Below are 13,515 nucleotides of genomic sequence, written 5' to 3' on the forward strand. Positions count from 1 at the left end.
TCCGCTTGATTTCTCGACCGACACGTCTTTCCGGAGCGCTCGCATGTCCCGCCGCCCCCTCTTTTTTGTCCTGACCGCCTCGGTCCTCGCCGGAATCCTCTCGGTCTCGGCTCCGACCGCCGGCCTGGCTCAGGCGCAGAAGCCTGCCGCGCCGGCCAAGCCCGGGGCCAAGCCCGCCGCACCTGCGCCCGCTACGCCCGCGGCCCAGCAGCCGACCTACACGCCGAACCATCTGGCCCTGGCCCGCGAAGTCACCCTCAGCTCCGGCATCGCCCGGTCGTTCGACTCGATTCTTCCGGCCTTTGGCCAGCAGATCAAACAGGCGGCCATCACCCGCCCGGACCTGACCAAGGATCTCGATGAGGTTCTCACCTCCCTGGCGCCCGAGATGGAACTGCAAAAGCAGATGATGATCGAGACGGCGGCCAAGATCTACGCGAGCCGCCTGTCCGAGGCGGAGCTCACCGATATCGTCGCCTTCTTCCATTCGGCGGCGGGCAAGCGCTACGTCGAGACCCAGCCGCAGGTGCTCGACGAGATCGTCCAGGCCATGCAGAACTGGACCCAGGGTGTGTCCGAATACATGATGGTCCGTGTGCGTGCCGAGATGGGCAAGCGCGGCCACGAACTCCAGTAACCGTCCGGTCCGCCCGTCTCCAATGATCTCTTTCCCGCCCCGATCGGAGACGGTCGCGCGCCTGCGCGCCACCGGTGCCATCACACTCGCCATCCTTCCGGTGGCCATGGCGCTGGCCAATCGGTCGAGCCCGACCGTCGTCGGTCTCTCCGCCTCGTTCTTCCTCATCGCCGGGCTGATCGAGGATGCGCGCGGTACGGTGCGGTTCGTGGCGAGGCCGCTCGCCACGCCAATCGGTCTCGCAGTCCTCGGCTTCGTCGTCTGGTCGCTGGCGAGCATCTCCTGGAGCCCGGTGGAGGATCTGTCCTGGCGCAACATGCAGGAATTCCTGCCGACCATCGTGGGGGCCTATCTCCTCGCGCGCCTCGCGCCCGGAAACATGCCGGCCTTCACGCCCCGGCTCGCCGCCTGGTCCATCGCGATCGCCGGGCTCTACATCGTCGTGGCCCTGGCCACCCACCTTCCCCTTCATCGGGCGATGGGCTCACGGGTGGCGCTGTTCGTCTTCAATCGCCCAGCCCTGACGATCGCGCCCGTAATGGGGCCCCTGGCTTATCTTCTCTACCGGCGCGGGCATGGGATCGCGGCGCTTTTGGTAATCGTGATCGGTACCGGGGCCATCCTGCGATCGATTAGCGGCGCCGCCGCCATGGGTCTCGCAGCCGGTGCCATCACGGCCCTCATCGCCGTCCTGACCCCTCGCCGGGTCGGGCTCGCCATCGTGGGCGCTGCCCTGGCTCTCGCCCTCATCCTCTCGCCGGTCGAGGGGGATATTCTTCAGAAAGTCATGCCCGATGCCATCCACGAGCGTCTGGTCCAGAGCAGTTCGCGCGCACGGGTCGCCATCGCTCGCAGCTTCGGCGCGGCCGTAGCCCTCGATCCCTGGCAAGGCGCCGGGTTCGGGACCTCGGCGCGATTCATCGAGACGCCCGTCGCCGCACGGATCGAGCCCGGCCTGCGCCCGATGCTGGCGGTGGGCCACCCACACAACATCTTCCTGCAGATCTGGGCTGAGCTCGGTATCGTCGGCGCGACCCTGGCCGGGGCGATCCTGATGATGATGGTGGCGCTCATCGGACGCCTGCCGCGCGGCGAAAGCGTCATCGCCCTCGGCCTCGTGGGGTCGTGCACGGCCGTCGCCTTCGTGGAGCACGGGGCCTGGCAGGGCTGGTGGATCGCGGCTGTCGGTGCCGCCGTCGCCTGGACGCGCGAGGCTGGCAAGGAGCCGGCATGAAACCCGGCCCGTCCTGGCCGCTTCAGGCGGCCTCGGCCTCGACGCGGTTACGGCCGGAGGATTTGGCGCGGTAGAGCGCGAGGTCGGCCCGCTTCAGCATATCGGCCGGTCCCGAATCGTCGGCATGGCGGCACGCCACCCCGATGGAGACGGTGACGTGGATGTCCCGCGTTTCCCGCTGGATCAGGAACGGCACCGCTTCGATGCGTTCGCGGATGCGCTCGGCGATGTGATGGGCGGCCTCCGGCTCCGCATCGGGCAGAATGATGACCACCTCTTCGCCGCCATAGCGGGCGACGATATCGATCTCGCGGGTATGCAGGCGGATGCGGTTGGCAAAGGAGCGGAGCACCTCGTCACCGGCATCGTGACCATAGGTGTCGTTGATCGTTTTGAACCGGTCGATATCGAGCATCAGCATCGAGACGGCGCGGTGACGCGGGGCGGCATCGGCGAACAGCACCGCGAGATGGCTATCGAGGTAGCGCCGGTTGTGGAGCCCGGTGAGGCCATCCGTGACGGCCATCTCCATGGATGCCTGCACGGCGCCGCGCAGGGTTTCCGAAAAGCGGCTGCGACGCAGCTGTGTGCGCACGCGGGCGACGAGCTCGTTCCGGTCGACCGGGCGCAGCAGATAGTCGTGCACGCCGAATTCGAGGCCGCGGATGACCCGCGCCCTCTCGTTCTCCTCGGCGATCATCATCACCGGCATGTTGCGGATGCGGTCGAGGGACAGGATCTGGCTGCAGAGGCGCAGGCCGTCGAACCCCTGAAGGTCGAGGCTCACGAGAGCCAGCTCGAAATCCCCTTCGATGGCTAGGACCAGGGCGTCGTGCGGATCGGCGACCACGGTGACCCGATGGTGCTGGCTGAGGGCCGCCGATAGCCGCTCAGCCGAGCTCGCCCGATCCTCGACCAGCAGGATCGAGGCATTCTGGCCGTCCTCGGCGGTGGCGAGGGCGAGGGGATCGCCCATGCCGAATTCCCGGGAGGCGAGCGCCCTTTGGCGCAGCTCGTCGGTGACCGCCTTGAGGCGGACGAGGTTGCGTACCCGCGCGAACAGGGCGGTGTCGTCGATGGGTTTCGTCAGGAAGTCGTCTGCCCCCGCATCGAGGCCGCGCAACCTGTCCGCCGGTTGGTCGAGGGCCGTCACCATCACGACCGGAAGGTGGGCGGTGGTCGGACTGCTCTTGAGGCGGCGGCAGACTTCGAACCCGTCCATGCCCGGCATCATCACGTCGAGCAGGACGAGATCGCACAGGCCCTTCTCGCAGATCGAGATCGCATCCGGCCCGTTCATGGCCGCCAGAACGTCGAAATACTCGAGCGACAGCTTGGTCTCGAGCAGCTTCACATTCGGAAAGAGATCATCGACGATCAGGATGCGGGCCGACATCGTTCCTCGCTCAAGTTAACGGGCTCGACGGGACGACCCTGTCGACGGTGTGCTCCTCAACGGGCTCCGTCGCCGAGGTAGAGGCGGACGGTGGCAAGAAACTTGGCGACCGAGATCGGCTTCGACAGATAGGCTTCGCAGCCCCCCTCGCGGATGCGCTCCTCATCGCCCTTCATGGCGAAGGCCGTGATGGCGATGACGGGGATATGCTTGAGGTCGTCGTCTTCCTTCAGCCATTTCGTGACTTCGAGGCCGGAAACCTCGGGAAGCTGGATGTCCATCAGAATCAGGTCGGGACGGTGGGCGCGGGCGAGTTCGATGGCCTCGATCCCATTGGCCGTCTTGAGAGTCGCGTAGCCATGCCCTTCCAACAGATCGTTGAAGAGCTTCATGTTCAGTTCGTTGTCCTCGACGATGAGCACTGTTTTCGGCATGGCTCATTGTTCCCGGCAGGCTGGCGGCGCATTTTGGAAGGACCGGCGTCCCGCTCGATGAGAACCTAAGGGATACATGTTGACGAAACGCAAATCCGACCGCCCCGATCAATCCGCGGAGCAGGTCGCCATCTCGGTGCTCGGATGGATCGCGGAGGACGGCGACAGGCTCTTGCCGTTCATGGCCTCCTCCGGCCTGACACCCGATACGTTGCGGGAGAGTGCTGCCGATCCCGCCTTTCTCTCGGCGGTCCTCGACCATGTCATGGGCGACGAAGCCGTGCTGATCGCCTGCGCCACGGCACTCGATATGAAACCGGAGCGCATTGCCGACGCGTGGCGCCGTCTCGGCCCCCCCGATCCCGATGCCGATTTCGGCTGACGCCCCGGTCCGGCGGCCGGCAACGTAAGGCTGCGCGCCGCTACTCCCGTATGGGGGCGACAAGACACGAGTGGTCTCGAGCCTAGGCCCGCCCGCCTCGACGAGGCGGCGGGGCGACAGGCGTCATGGCTTGCACTCGGCCTCGGTCTTGGCCTCGGCCTTGTGCAGGTCGAGACGGCTCAGGTCGCCCGCGATGGTGAAATCACCGTAGTTGAGGCTCAGTCCGCCGCTCACACCATTCTCGTAGAGGAGAAAGGAGAGGACGTAGACCGGGGTGCGCTCGCCCTGTCCGGCGGTGAAGTAGCTGAGGGTCACAGGCCAGCGCCGCATCCCCGCCATCTCGCCCTCGCGCAGGGGCTTGTCGCGGTCGGCCGCGCCATTCTTCGCGGGCTCGTCCGTGGTGACCGGCTTGCCGATCACCGCGAGCGTGTCGAAGATCTTGCGCCCGTCGTCCGACCCGTCGAACACCTTGGCCGACATCGTCGTCTCGCCGGCCTGTGCCGCTTCGATCATGCGGCGCATGTGGAAGGTCGGAAACAGTACGGGGCCGGTCTCGGTGTATTGGTCGCGCTTGGGCTCCTTGAGCTTGACCTTCAGCGCCTCGGCGCCGCTCTCGGCCGTTCCATCCACCGCCGTGGATGCGCTGCCGTTGAGCACCGTGTTGGTCTTGAAGCGGAAATGATGGCCGTCGCCGCCCTCGAAGGTGGTGTTGCGCAGATCGGAAAGACGCTTGCCGGTCTCGCCGCTGTCGAGTTCCGTCACCTGCCGGGTCTGCATCGTGTAGCCCTTGCAGGCATCGCCGCTGAACTCGAGGACGATGCGACCCCGCGCACTCTCCACCGCACGCGCGCCCCGGCTCTCGGCCAGCGACAGGTCGTAGACCGCGCGGTGGCCGGCCAGTCGCATCGGCGCGGCCTCGGCGATGGCCGTGAAGGCGGCAAGTGCGCCGAACGCCATGGCGAGGGTGGAACTTGGCAACCGCATGAGGTCTCCCGATGGACGCGCCGGTCGAACGGAACGGCGAGCCGATGCGTCGACACAGATAGGGGGTCGATGCCGGAGCGGCAACGGCGGCGTATTCTCGTGCGGTGGCGCGGCCCTCGAAGGTGGCCGGGCATCGGCCTCACCCGTCGAGAAGTGCCACACGTGATTCCTCGCCGGTTCGGTTCTCGCGGAAGCGTCCTTGCCGGATGAAGCGCAGGGAGGCCGCGATCGCAGCCCGGTTCAGGATCATCAGGTCATGGGTGGAATGGATCGTCAGATGGTCGGTCATGCCGGCCACGCGGGTTCGCGCCACGCTGACACGGCCGTCGTTGGGGCGAGGCAGGATCAGGAAGGATTCGATCAGCCAGATCGAACGGTCCGCCGCGATGATCCCGAGGGGAAAATCGACCTCGCCGAGGAGCGCGACGAGATCCCGGTCGCGAAAGGTGGTGAGCTGCACCCCCGCCGGGCCGAAGAACAGGCGGTAGGGCAGCATCCGGTGGAGGAAATCGGCGACTTCGCTGCCGCCATTCGGCGTTCCCAGCATCACCACGCGGCCGAGATTGGCCGGGCGATGCCGGTTGATGAGCCCGCGCGCGACGAGGCCGCCCATGGAATGGGTCACGAAATGCACCCGCGCGACCCCGGCGGCGAAACCCGCCACCTGTGGCGCCACCTCGGCGACGATGCTGGCGAGGTCAGCCTTCCGCCCCGGATAATTCAGGTTGAGGGTGAGGAATCCCTCGGCCCTGAAGGCGCGCTCCATCCGCCCGAGGGAGGCCGAGCGGCGCGCGATGCCGTGAAGCAGCACGACGCCTTCCCGGGCGCGGGCTTCCCCTGGCCGATCGTCCGGGCCAAGGAAGGTGAGCGGCAAAGCCGTCATCGGGTGTCTCCCCGCAGCGCATCGCCCGATCATCGGGCTGCCGAAGGGGTAGAGCCCGCCACGGCCATGACGCAAGCGAGGAAACGTCCGATGCCGGCCACACTCGCGTGAGCGCCAGCGCCAGGGATCGCCGAAGCCTGTTCGGCCATCTCGCGCTGTTCACGGCGCTTTATGGCGGGTACGGCGCGCTGTCGCCGTTCCTGCCGCTGTTCCTCGAACAGCGCGGATTGTCGGCGCAAGAGATCGCCTGGCTCCTGGCGATGGCGATGCTGGTACGGATGGGTGCCGGGCCGGTGGCCGGACGGATCGCCGACCGATGGGGGATCGTCGGCCCGGTCTTCGCTCTTGCCGCCGCCCTGACGGGAGTGGCGGCCTCGGCCCATCTGGCGGTTGCGGGATTTGCCGGTCTCTTCATCGTCGCTCTCGCCTATGCGGTCTTCACCGCGCCACTGGCGCCTTTCGCCGATGCCCTCGCCCTCTCAGCCTCGAAAGGTGGACAACGCTTCGCCTATGGCTGGGTGAGGGGGGCCGGTTCGGCCGCCTTCATCCTGGCCACCAGCCTCGCCGGCATGGTGGTGGTGACCGTCGGAATCAGAGGCGCGATCCTCCTCGGGGCGGGGCTCTTCATCGCCGCCGGCTTCGCCGCCTGGACGCTGCCGACCCAGCCGATCGCTGAGCCCGCGAGACCGGCCGCAGGGCGAGGCCTGATGATCGTCCTGGCGAACTGGCGGTTCGGGCTCGTTGTTCTTGCCGCTTCCCTGATCCTCGGCGCCCATGCCTTGCACGACGCTTTCGCGATGATCCTGTGGAGCCGCCATGGCATCACGCCGGATGTCGCCGGGTTGCTCTGGGCGGAGGCGGTGGCGTCGGAAATCGTGGTCTTCCTCGTCGCCGGCCCATGGATCCTGGCGCGGCTGGATCCGGGCCGGGCGATCGGGCTCGCCGCCCTCGTCGGGGCGCTGCGATGGGGCATCAGTGCCGAGACTGTGTCGCTGACCGCGCTCATGGCGATCCAGTGCCTGCACGGGCTGACCTTCGCGCTCCTGCATCTCGCCTGTTTGAAGGAGATCGGCCGCTGCGTGCCACAGGACCTCACCGCCACGGCCCTGACCCTCTATGGTCCCCTCGGCCTTGGCCTGTCCTCTGCCCTGTTCACGCTTGCGGCCGGTCCGCTCTTCGCCGCTTACGGGGCGTCGGGGTTCTGGGTCATGAGCGGGGTCAGTCTCGCGGCCCTTCCGGTGGCGGTTCTTCTGGCACGCGGTGAGCGGTCGCGATCGGGCGAGAGAGTACATAGATAGAACATGGTTCCCATGCAGAAGAGCCCATGCCCAGCGTCGCCGATATCCTGATCCCGCTCGCGCTCGACAACGCCTATAGCTACGCCGTGCCCGCCGGGCTGGCCCTGTCGCCGGGCGATGTCGTGCAGGTGCCGCTCGGGCCGCGTGAGACGGTGGGTGTGGTCTGGCAGGTGGCGGAGAGTCCCGGCGGCTCGAACCTGCGGCAGGTGACGGGGCGGGTCGAGGCGCCGCCCCTGTCCGACCCGTTGCGCGAGCTCGTCGATTGGCTCGCCCGCTACACCCTGGCGCCGAAGGGCTCGGCTCTGGCCATGGCCCTGCGCCTGCCCGACGAGGCGGCGCGCGGCGAGACCTCGCGGATCGGCGTGCGCGGTTCGGGCAAGCCGCCCGCCCGGCCGACCGCGGCGCGGATGAAGGTGCTGGCGGTCACCGCCGATGGGGCGATGCGCGGCAAGAGCGCGCTCGCCAAGGAGGCGGGCGTCTCGCTCAGCGTGGTCGACGGCCTCATCGATGATGGCGCCCTCGAAGCCGTGGCTCTGGCACCGGAGCCGGTGGCGCTCCCGCCCGATCCAGACCACGAGCGCGTCCCCCTGTCGGAGGCGCAAGACCAGGCGGCCCGTGACCTCATCGGCCTGGCCTTTCCCGCGCCGGAGGATGCGAAAGCGCCGACGATCCTCCTCGAAGGCGTGACCGGCTCGGGCAAGACCGAGGTCTATTTCGAAGCCGTGGCCGAAGCCGTCCGGCGCGGGCACCAGGCCCTCATCCTGATGCCGGAAATCGCCCTGACGGCGCAGTTCCTCGACCGGTTCGCGGAGCGTTTCGGCGTCCGCCCGGCGACCTGGCATTCCGGCATCGGCTCGAAGCGCCGCGAGCGCCTGCGCGCCGGCGTGGCGGCGGGCGAGGTCTCGGTGGTGGTCGGTGCGCGCTCCGCCCTGTTCCTGCCCTTCACCGATCTCGGCCTCGTCGTCGTCGATGAGGAGCACGAGGCGGCCTACAAGCAGGAAGACGGGGTGCATTACCATGCCCGTGACATGGCGGTGGTGCGTGGCCGGCTGGAGAACTGCCCGGTGGTCCTCGCCTCGGCGACGCCCTCCATCGAGACCAAGGTCAATGCCGAGAAAGGGCGCTACGCCCATATCGTCCTGCCCGAACGCTTCGGCGGGCGGCGGCTGCCGGATATCCACGCCATCGACATGCGCCTGGACAAGCCGGAGAAGGGCCGCTTCATCGCCCCGCCCCTGGTCAATGCCGTCCGCGCCACGATCGAGGCCGGCGATCAGGCGCTGCTGTTCCTCAATCGGCGGGGCTACGCGCCGCTCACCCTGTGCCGTGCCTGCGGCCACCGCTACCAGTGCCGCAACTGCTCGACCTGGCTGGTGGAGCACCGCTTCCGCAAGGCCCTGGTCTGCCACCAATGCGGCTATGCCGAGCGCCGGCCCGATGCCTGCACCGAATGCGGCACGTTCGACAACCTCACCCCCTGCGGGCCGGGGGTCGAGCGCATCGCCGAGGAGGTGACGGAGCTGTTCCCGGACAAGCGCATCATCGTGCTCTCCTCCGACTTTCCCGGCGGCGCCGAGCGCCTGCGCGCCGAGTTGCAGAGCGTGGCGGACGGGGAATGCGACATCGTCATCGGCACGCAATTGGTCGCCAAGGGCCATAACTTTCCGCACCTGACCCTGGTGGGCGTGCTCGATGCCGATATCGGCCTGACCTCGGGCGATCCCCGCGCGGCGGAGCGGACCTTCCAGTTGCTGCAGCAGGTGACGGGCCGTGCCGGGCGCGGCGAGAAGCCGGGGCGTGCCCTGGTCCAGACCTACCAGCCCGACCATCCGGTCATCGCGGCCCTGCTTTCCGGCGACGCGACGCGGTTCTACGAGGAGGAAATCGCCGCTCGGGAAGCGGCGGGACTGCCGCCCTTCGGGCGTCTCGCCGCCCTCATCGTCTCGGCCAATGAGCGCGAGACCGCCGAGGCGCATGGACAGGCCCTGGCCCGTGCCGCCGATCCGCCCGACGGCGTGATGGTGCTGGGGCCAGCGGAAGCGCCGCTCGCGCTGATCCGGGGGCGCTACCGGTTTCGCCTGCTGGTCAAGACCGAGCGGGCCGTCGATCTGCAGTCGTATCTGCGCGATTGGCTGAAGCGGGGACCGAAGGTTCGCGGCAACGTGAAGGTCGCCATCGACGTAGACCCTCAGAGTTTCCTATAACCCTGGCCTGACGTTCGCTTGGGTAGCGTTCGACCTGAAGACCTAACGCCCTGAAGATCTTCGACCCCACGAGGAGTGCTGCACGTGCTGACCTACACCAAGAACCCGGATTCGACCGTCGCGGAAATCGTCGTGGATGGGCAGATCACCGACCAGGACATGAACACCGTGATCGCCGCCATGCAGGCCGACCTCGACAAGGGCGGCAAGCTCAAGCTTCTGGAGGACGTGCGCGAGTTCAAGGGCATGGAGCCCGCGGCCTTCTTCAAGGACGTCCGCTTCGGTCTCGCCATGATGAAGGGCGTCAGCCACGTCGCGCTCGTCACAGACGCATCCTGGCTGCGGATGATCGCCGATACGTTCGGCAAGGTATCCCCGGCGCAGATCAAGACCTTCGACCGCGCCCATATCGACGAGGCGCGGAGCTGGCTCGCCGCCGCTTAACGCACCCTACTCGGCCTGGGCGGTGCGCGTGGTCTGACGCCGCGCCGTCCAGCGCCCCGAGCAGAGCGGGGAAACCTTCCAGGTGCCGCTGCCCGAACGGGCGTCGAGCCGGCCGGAAGCAGCACCGCTCGCGCCGCTATTCGAGACATTGAGCCCCACCGTTCCGTCGGTGCCGACGCGGCCGGTCATCGTCGCGCGGTCGGCCGACGAGATGAGCCGAACCTGACCGTCCTGGACCGAGACCGAGTAGCTGTAGCGGCTGTCGCAGATGCCGCTCTCGGTCACGAGCTCGACGGACCACGCGCCGTTGAAATTGCCGCCCTCGCGGCTGACGGCCGGTTGAAGATGAGCGGATGAGAGTCCGGCTCCGAGCGCCAGCACAGCCACGAGTTTCGACATGTTTCCCCCTGAGTTGAGATAGTTCACAGATTCCCATGGGCAGCCTTTCGGCGCTCTTGAGAGGAATCCTGCGTTCTGTGAGTTGTTGGATTGTATAGATCTATGATGCTCAGGGCAAATTTATGGCATCGGCCAAGGTAAGCTTCGCCGTTCTCGTATGCAGATGGTGTCGAATGCTGAGGCGAAATGTCGAGCGGGAGCGGACAAAACAGGCGCGGCGTGACATGGCGCGCAAACTATAGCCAAGCCGGGATCGCTTCGATGTTGGCAATGCTTCGGTGCCGAGCGACGGCACCTCAGATGAACGCTCGTTTCAACGATCGAAATAGGCCTGCAACGCGTCGCGGTCCCGAGTGATCGGGAGCGCGAGGAGGGCCAACACGCGGGCCTTGTCCGGCGACAAGTCGTCGGCGAAGACGGCGCCCTCCGCCTTCAAGGTGCTCCCGCCGCCGGGGAAGCCGTAGACGGGCAGGGCGCGGCCGTTTTCCAGCTTGGTGGCGAGGACGATGCCGACACCCTGGGCGATGGCGCTCCTGATCGCATCGAGGAGCGCGGCATTGACGTTGCCCATGCCGAGGGCGGCCACCACGATCCCTTCCGCGCCGCTCTCCACGGCATGGCGGATCTGGCTGCCATCGGCACCGGCATACATCGCCACGATGGCGATTCTGGCGAGCCGTTCGGGCAGCGGCAGGGTCTGCCGTCGCGTGGGCGTCCGGCGGATCACCACGCGATCCTCGTCGATGGTGCCGAGATAGCCGGTCTCGCCCGAATGGAAGGTCTCCACATTGTGGGTGTGGGTCTTCCTCACCTCACGCGCGGCGTTGATCGCGTGGTTGAGCGTCACCGTCACGCCAAGGGATGCGGCGGCGGGCGTGAGGATCTGGCGCACCGCATTGAGCAGGTTGCGGGCCCCGTCACTGTCGGGGTCGGAGGCGTTGCGCTGCGCGCCGATGACGACGACCGGCTTGTCGCTGCGCAGCGTCAGATCGAGGAAATAGGCTGTGGTGTCGAGGGTGTCGGTCCCGTGCAGGACCACGACTCCGGCGATCTCCGGATCGCCGAGCAATCCCTCGACGGTCCGTGTCAGCGAGGGCCACAGGTCCGGGCCCATCTCCGCGCTCGGGATGTTGGAGAACTCCGTCACGGTGATCCGCGCGAGCTTCTCCAGGCCCGGCGCGGCGGCGACGAGGTCGGCTCCGGACAAAGCCGGCACCGGTGCATGGGTCACCGGGTCGGTTTTCATCGCGATGGTGCCGCCTGTGGCGACGATGGCGACGGTGGGGAGAACGACGTCCGTCACCTTTTGCCTCAATCGTTCAGGGGCCGCGCTTCCTCGGGCAGCATGATCGGGATGCCATCACGGATCGGATAGGCGAGCTTGGCCGAACGGCTGATCAGCTCCTGGCGGGCGGAATCGTACTCGAGCGACTGCTTGGTCAGGGGGCAGACCAGGAGTTCGAGGAGCTTGGGGTCGACGCGCGTGGCTTCCACGGCGTTGGGGATCTCGTCTGCCATCGTGTCCTATCCTCGGGTCAACGGAGTCACTGCAGGGTCGGTTCGGACCCCGATCCGCGCACCAACTCCATCTCGGTCACCGCAATCAAGACCTCGGCGCGGGTCTTGAGGTCGGCCGCCTCCAGCATCGCCTGTTTTTCTCGCGAGCCGAACGGGCTCATCATGCAGAGGGCGTTGACGAGGGCTTCGTTCGGCGCCTCGTCGATCCCGGCCCAATCGACCTTGAGGTCGTTGACCTCGACGAAGTCCCGAAGCGCCTTCAGCACGCCCTCGCGGTCCACTGCCTCTTCGCCGGCCCTCGGTTCGAAATCGCTGAGGAAATCGTCGTAGGAGACCTGGCAGCGGCGGTAGCGGGTGGTGGTGGCGAGCTCGCTCTCCACGCGGAACCGGCTGATCCCGGTGAGCGAGATCAGGTAGCGCCCATCGCCGGTCTCGGCGAACTGGGTGATCCGGCCGAGGCAGCCGACGCGGAACAACTTCGGCGTCATCGGCGACGATCCGCTCTCCACGTCGGGCTGGATCATGCCGATGACCCGGTCCGTCCTCAGCGCGTCGTCCACCATGGCGAGGTAGCGCGGTTCGAAGATGTTCAGCGGCATCTGTCCGCGAGGCAGCAGCAAAGCGCCGGGCAGAGGAAAGACGGGGATGACGCCGGGGCAATCGCCCGGTCCTTTATAGCCCGAATGGGTGCTCATCGCCTGTCTCCGCCCTGGCGTTTCTGCGTCACGCGAAGACCAGCGTCGAAAGTCGTCGCCGGCCGCGGATCGAGGCCTTGTCCATCAAGCCCCAGGCCTCGAAGAAGGTCAGCAGCTGCTTGCGCGCCGCGCCATCGTTCCAGGTCTTGTCGCGGCGCTCGATCTCGATCAGTTCGTCCACCGCCTCGTCGCGCTTGCCGAGCCCGTTGAGCCCGAGGGCGAAGTCGAACCGGGCCTGGAAATCGGCCGGGTCGGCGGCGATGCGCTTCTGGAAGACACCGAGATCGCCGAGGGACGCGGCCTGTTCGGCGAGCTCCACCGCCGCGCGGATGCCGGCGAGGACCGGGTCACCGGTTTTCTCCGGCGGCGCCATGTCGAGGATCTGACGGGCGTTGGCGATCTCGCCGGCATCGAGCTGGATCTTCGCGAGCGCCGCGAGGGCCACCAGATTTCCCGGCTCCTCACCCAAAACCGCGGCATAGAGCTCGGACGCACCGGCGAAATCGCCTTCACCGAGCGCGACCTCCGCCTCGGCCATCATCGCCTCCACCGGCGTCGGGCCAGCGGGACCGGCGAGGCGGCCGATGAATTCCTTGATCTCGCTCTCCGGCAGCGCGCCGACGAAACCGTCGACGGGACGCCCCTTGTCGATGGCGATGACGGCGGGGATCGATTGCAGCCCGAGCTGCTGGCTGATCTGGCTCCAGATCGCCGGATTCTCGTCGATGTTCACCTTGGCCAGGATGACCCCGCCCTTGGCGGCGTTCACCACCTTCTCGAGCAGCGGCGTCAGCTGCTTGCACGGGCCGCACCACGTGGCCCAGAAATCCACCAGCACCGGCTGTGTCATCGATGCGGTGATCACCTCTTCGCGGAAGGTCGCGGAGGTGACATCCTTGATGAGGTTCTGGGGGCCGCCGGCGGGGGTCGCCCCGGCGGTGGAAACGTCGTTCAGCATGCCATCCTCAACTCTAGCGGCCCGATCGTCGGCACGAGGCCGGTCTCGC

General features: G+C 67.5%; 15 protein-coding genes. 6 read left to right on the forward strand and 9 right to left on the reverse strand.

Translation table 11 applies throughout. From position 1 onward, the window contains the following. Window positions 1-43: 43 nt before the first annotated feature. Both ACYQML_RS08880 and ACYQML_RS08885 read left to right on the forward strand, forming a co-directional pair. The gene (locus ACYQML_RS08880) at window positions 44-637 is read left to right on the forward strand and encodes a DUF2059 domain-containing protein (RefSeq protein WP_461235336.1); all 594 of its coding nucleotides are present in this window, start codon (window positions 44-46) and stop codon (window positions 635-637) included. Window positions 638-659: 22 nt separating this feature from the next. Further along, window positions 660-1,871 (forward strand): O-antigen ligase family protein, encoded by a 1,212-nt coding sequence (locus tag ACYQML_RS08885; protein WP_461235337.1) that lies wholly within the window; start codon window positions 660-662, stop codon window positions 1,869-1,871. A 22-nt stretch (window positions 1,872-1,893) separates the two neighbouring features. On the opposite strand, the gene ACYQML_RS08890 is transcribed toward ACYQML_RS08885, so the two are convergent. Both ACYQML_RS08890 and ACYQML_RS08895 read right to left on the reverse strand, forming a co-directional pair. Further along, window positions 1,894-3,267: a PleD family two-component system response regulator gene (locus tag ACYQML_RS08890; RefSeq protein ID WP_056431962.1), complete on the reverse strand. Its 1,374-nt coding sequence runs from the start codon at window positions 3,265-3,267 to the stop codon at window positions 1,894-1,896. A 56-nt stretch (window positions 3,268-3,323) separates the two neighbouring features. After that, window positions 3,324-3,701, reverse strand: coding sequence for a response regulator (locus ACYQML_RS08895; RefSeq protein WP_018045229.1), 378 nt, complete (start codon window positions 3,699-3,701; stop codon window positions 3,324-3,326). 76 nt (window positions 3,702-3,777) lie between these two features. On the opposite strand from ACYQML_RS08895, the gene ACYQML_RS08900 reads away from it, so the two are divergent. Further along, a complete protein-coding gene (locus ACYQML_RS08900) occupies window positions 3,778-4,083 on the forward strand; it encodes a DUF3572 domain-containing protein (protein WP_056431966.1) in 306 nt (101 codons plus the stop codon). A gap of 123 nt (window positions 4,084-4,206) precedes the next feature. On the opposite strand, the gene ACYQML_RS08905 is transcribed toward ACYQML_RS08900, so the two are convergent. Both ACYQML_RS08905 and ACYQML_RS08910 read right to left on the reverse strand, forming a co-directional pair. Further along, window positions 4,207-5,067 (reverse strand): cell envelope integrity EipB family protein, encoded by an 861-nt coding sequence (locus ACYQML_RS08905; RefSeq protein ID WP_461235338.1) that lies wholly within the window; start codon window positions 5,065-5,067, stop codon window positions 4,207-4,209. Window positions 5,068-5,206: 139 nt separating this feature from the next. Continuing rightward, window positions 5,207-5,950: an alpha/beta hydrolase gene (locus ACYQML_RS08910; RefSeq protein WP_461235339.1), complete on the reverse strand. Its 744-nt coding sequence runs from the start codon at window positions 5,948-5,950 to the stop codon at window positions 5,207-5,209. Window positions 5,951-6,057: 107 nt separating this feature from the next. On the opposite strand from ACYQML_RS08910, the gene ACYQML_RS08915 reads away from it, so the two are divergent. The 3 genes from ACYQML_RS08915 (at window position 6,058) to ACYQML_RS08925 (ending at window position 9,896) form a co-directional block, all read left to right on the forward strand. Beyond that, window positions 6,058-7,248, forward strand: a complete 1,191-nt coding sequence (locus ACYQML_RS08915; protein WP_461235340.1) for an MFS transporter — start codon at window positions 6,058-6,060, stop codon at window positions 7,246-7,248. Between the two features lie 26 nt (window positions 7,249-7,274). Beyond that, complete coding sequence (locus ACYQML_RS08920; RefSeq protein ID WP_461235341.1) at window positions 7,275-9,452, forward strand: primosomal protein N'; 2,178 nt, start codon at window positions 7,275-7,277, stop codon at window positions 9,450-9,452. Window positions 9,453-9,536: 84 nt separating this feature from the next. Further along, complete coding sequence (locus ACYQML_RS08925; RefSeq protein ID WP_056432431.1) at window positions 9,537-9,896, forward strand: SpoIIAA family protein; 360 nt, start codon at window positions 9,537-9,539, stop codon at window positions 9,894-9,896. Between the two features lie 6 nt (window positions 9,897-9,902). Here ACYQML_RS08925 and ACYQML_RS08930 read toward each other — a convergent pair whose 3' ends face one another. The 5 genes from ACYQML_RS08930 to ACYQML_RS08950 all read right to left on the reverse strand — a co-directional run bounded on the left by ACYQML_RS08930 (window position 9,903) and on the right by ACYQML_RS08950 (window position 13,466). Further along, a complete protein-coding gene (locus tag ACYQML_RS08930; protein ID WP_461235342.1) occupies window positions 9,903-10,295 on the reverse strand; it encodes a hypothetical protein in 393 nt (130 codons plus the stop codon). A gap of 313 nt (window positions 10,296-10,608) precedes the next feature. After that, window positions 10,609-11,598, reverse strand: a complete 990-nt coding sequence (locus tag ACYQML_RS08935) for an asparaginase (RefSeq protein WP_461235343.1) — start codon at window positions 11,596-11,598, stop codon at window positions 10,609-10,611. Between the two features lie 8 nt (window positions 11,599-11,606). Beyond that, complete coding sequence (locus ACYQML_RS08940) at window positions 11,607-11,813, reverse strand: Trm112 family protein (RefSeq protein WP_056431985.1); 207 nt, start codon at window positions 11,811-11,813, stop codon at window positions 11,607-11,609. Window positions 11,814-11,839: 26 nt separating this feature from the next. After that, window positions 11,840-12,508, reverse strand: a complete 669-nt coding sequence (locus tag ACYQML_RS08945; RefSeq protein ID WP_056431988.1) for an LON peptidase substrate-binding domain-containing protein — start codon at window positions 12,506-12,508, stop codon at window positions 11,840-11,842. A 28-nt stretch (window positions 12,509-12,536) separates the two neighbouring features. Then, the gene (locus tag ACYQML_RS08950) at window positions 12,537-13,466 is read right to left on the reverse strand and encodes a tetratricopeptide repeat protein (protein ID WP_461235344.1); all 930 of its coding nucleotides are present in this window, start codon (window positions 13,464-13,466) and stop codon (window positions 12,537-12,539) included. Window positions 13,467-13,515: the final 49 nt, after the last annotated feature.

This window comes from Methylobacterium sp. CM6244 (genome assembly GCF_054817885.1).